Origin of the sequence: Micromonospora sp. AMSO12t (assembly GCF_008806585.1) — a bacterium.
In the GTDB taxonomy this organism is placed as follows: Bacteria; Actinomycetota; Actinomycetes; order Mycobacteriales; family Micromonosporaceae; genus Micromonospora; species Micromonospora reichwaldensis.
In genome coordinates this window covers 1-3,360 of sequence record NZ_WAAS01000425.1, presented here as the reverse complement: position 1 = coordinate 3,360, position 3,360 = coordinate 1, and the positions used below count along the sequence as shown (strand labels likewise).

Annotated in this window: 3 protein-coding genes; all 3 read right to left on the bottom strand. The window is 73.9% G+C overall.

Translation table 11 applies throughout. The annotated features are described in order from the left end of the window. Positions 1-1,196: DUF6493 family protein (locus F6X68_RS31670; RefSeq protein ID WP_225852549.1), on the bottom strand; the 1,196-nt coding region annotated here is incomplete at its 3' end. Continuing rightward, positions 1,193-2,533, bottom strand: a complete 1,341-nt coding sequence (locus F6X68_RS31665; RefSeq protein ID WP_151457684.1) for an SWIM zinc finger family protein — start codon at positions 2,531-2,533, stop codon at positions 1,193-1,195. The genes F6X68_RS31665 and F6X68_RS31670, both read right to left, overlap by 4 nt. A gap of 42 nt (positions 2,534-2,575) precedes the next feature. Further along, positions 2,576-3,304, bottom strand: coding sequence for an SDR family oxidoreductase (locus tag F6X68_RS31660; RefSeq protein WP_151457683.1), 729 nt, complete (start codon positions 3,302-3,304; stop codon positions 2,576-2,578). Between the last annotated feature and the right edge of the window lie 56 nt (positions 3,305-3,360).

Sequence of the window (3,360 nt, the reverse complement as noted above, 5' to 3'; positions counted from 1 at the left end):
GGCCGGGCCTTCGCTGGGCCGATGCCGCCCGCCGTCGGGTCGTGTCCGTGGCGGGTGGCGAGGGTGTTGGCGCGGTCGCGTAGCTCGACGGCGGGGTGTTCGGCGGCGACGGCGATGACCTCGGCGACCTGGGCCGCCCGGTCGCGGTGGTGGCGGGCCAGGCGGTCGAGCCAGGTGAGTTGGGCCTTGACGAGTGCCTTGTCCGGTCGCAGCAGCACGTCGCGGGAGGTGTCGAGGACGGTGTCGATCTCGAGGTCGGGCAGGTCCCGTAGTGCCTTCTGCGCCATGGTGGCGGCCGGCGCCGGCGCGTCGGCGAGCAGGCGGAGGTAGTCGGTGGCGCGGGTGGCGACCTCGGTGGTGGTGGGTTCGAGTTCGGTGAGCAGGATGGTGAAGGCGCGCAGGGCCGACGCCCGGTCGCCGCGCAGCAGCCGGCCGATCGCGCCGTCGATCAGGATCGTCCGGTCGATGGTCCCTTCGGTGGCGAGCTGAGCCAGCGCGGTCGGCAGGACGTGGCGTCGTCGTTCGTCCCAGGTCGTGGTGACCTCGTCGAACGTCATGCGCAGGCCGAGGCCGTCGATCTCGAACAGGCGGGGCAGCATGGCGTGGAGGAACGGGTCGTCGCGGAGCCGTTCGATCAGGGTTGCCGGTCGGCCGGCGCGTCGCCGGTCGGGCAGTTGCACCGAGTCCAGCCACAGTTCGACGAACCGGTCGTTGGCCGGTGCTGTCGTCCCGGTGACGCGCAGCAGCGCGGCGGCGAACCGCCAGTGTTCGATCCCGGTCTGCTGGTTGATCTTCGTGGCCAGCCGGTGCGCCAGGTCGCCGAGCCAGGTGATGCCACGTTCCTCGGCGACCGTGGACATCAGGGCGGCGGCGCGTTCGCCGTCGGGGTTGACCGTGTTGCGGGCGAGGATCGTCGCGGCCTGCGCGGCGGTGGGTAGGCAGCCGACCACGGCGACGGCCAGGGCGGTGCCGGAGCCGGCCGTCCACCAGGTGGTGCGTTGCCGCTGCTTGAACCAGGTCGTCACCTCGGCGCCGATCTCCCGGCGGCGCTGCTCCGGCAGCCCGGCCAGGGCCGCCACGATCTGGCTGGCGGAGGCGTTCTGGATGAGGTCGAACAGGTCGCTGGTGCCGCCGGCGGCCAGTTCCCGTCGCCGCCGTACGGCGCTGTTGATGAACGCCTGCTGTGCGTTTCTCACACCCGTTCCTCCGCCCGCGCGGCGGTCGACATGCGGGTGGCCAGCGCGTGCCGGCACGGCCCTCGTTGGCCGCGATGCTTGGCCCACCAGGGGCAGGTGCAGGTGAAGTCGCCGTCGGGCAGTTGGCGGACCCGGTAGACCTGGTCGCCGCTGTGGACGGTGGCGGTGGTGGCGGTGTCGAGGTGGACGGCGCCGGCGTCGCGCAGTGCCCGGGCGCCGACGAGGCGGGGGTTGTCGCGTTCGGCGCGGCCCGCGTCGTAGGGCATGACCCGGTGGAAGTACGCGGCCTCGGAGACGTCGTAGCCGACGCGGCCGGCGGTGCCGAGCTGGGCGAGCGCGGCGCGGACGCGGGCCGGGTCGAGGCCGGTGTCGGTGGCCAGCCGGTCGACGTCGATGGTGGGATCCCAGGAGAGTACGGCGGCGACGAGGTTGGCGTCGTCGGCGACATCGTCGCTGGCGAGGGCGGTGAGGGCGGCGCCTTCGCCGGAGAATCCGCGGTACGGCTCGGGTGAGAGGGTGAGGGAGAGGCGCAGGGCGCCGGTGTCCAGTTCCCAGGTGCTCGGTGTGGGTGCCGAGCCGGTGGCGACGGTTGGTCCGTACACGCGCAGGGTCTGGGCGAAGCGCAGCATGGCGCGGAGGGCGGTGAGTCGGCTCGCTCCGGCCAGGCAGACGGCGCCGGGGACGGGTCGGGAGGTCAGTCGCAGGGATCGGCCGGCGGGCACCGCCCAGAGGACCGAGCGGTCGCTGGTGGTGGGGAGTCGGCGCAGGAACGTGGCCGCCTCGGTGGCGGGGATCTCGGCGTGGGGTTCGAAGGTGGCCGACAGGATCTGCACCTCGGCGAAGCCGCGCAGCCAGCGCGCCGGGAGGGGGACCTTCTTCTCCACGATGGGGCCGTTCATGGTGGCGACGGTCAGGTCGTCGGGGCCGACGGACAGGTGCAGTGGGTCGAGGCCGCCGACGCGGGCCAGTGCCTCGCGAAGTGGGTTGTTGACGTCGACGTTGGTGGTGCCGTGCTCGATCACGTCGCCGTCGAGGCCGGCGGGCAGGGTGTCGAGGCGGGCGTAGACGCCGCAGCAGCCGGAGAAGGATTCGAACCGGAGCCGGTCGCGGCTGCCGGTGACCACCGGGTCGAGGCTGGCGGGGCTGACGGGCCGGTGGTAGCGGGTGCGGGCGACCTCGGCGACGGCGAGCAGGCCGGCGGCCGCCGCCTGGGGGGTGGTGAGGAACCCGGTGAAGAATCGGGGGTGGGGTGCGGGTCCGCCGCTGGTCTGCAGGCCGAGGCCGTCGCTGGCGAGGGTGGAGGATCCGAGGTACCGGTACGTCTGCGTTGCGCTCACGTCGGCGGACGGTAGTGCAGACCACCGACAGGAAGCAGCGGGTCAGAGACCGCCGGCGACGCGTAGGACGGTGCCGGTGGTGTAGGTGGCGTCGGGGCCGAGCAGCCAGGCGATGGCGCCGGCGACCTCGTCGGGTTCGCCGGGGCGGCCCAGTGGGATGCGGGCGGCGGCCCGCTCGGGTCGGTCGGGTTGGCCGGAGAGGGCGTGGATGTCGGTGCGGATGATGCCGGGGGCGACGGCGTTGACGCGGATGCCGCGGGGGGCGAGTTCCTTGGCGAGGCCGGTGGTGAGGGTGTCGGTGGCGGCCTTCACGGCGGCGTAGTGCACGTACTCGCCGGGGCTGCCGAGGGTGGCGGCGGCGGAGGAGACGTTGACGATGGCGGCGCCGTCGCTCATCCGGCGGGCGGCCTGCTGGGCGCAGAGGACGTAGCCGATGAGGTTGACGTCGACGACGTGGCGCAGGTCGGTGGGGTCGAGGTCGACGAACGCGCCGATGGGGCTGGTGACGCCGGCGTTGTTGACCAGGCCGGTGATCGGGCCGAGGTCGGCGGCGGCGTCGAACAGGGCGGTGACCTGCTCGGGGTCGCGGGTGTCGGCGGGCACGGCGAGGCCGCGTACGCCGGTGGCTTCGATGTCGGCGAGCACGGCGGTGGCGGCGGTGTGGTCGCGGCGGTAGCTGAAGGCGACGTGGTGCCCGGCGTGGGCGAGGCGGCGGGCGGTGGCGGCGCCGATGCCGCGGCTGCCGCCGGTGATGACGGTGACCGGTCGCATGTGCCTCTCCCCTGTCCTGGCTGCGGGGCCGACGCTACCGGCGGGCGGCGCGGGGC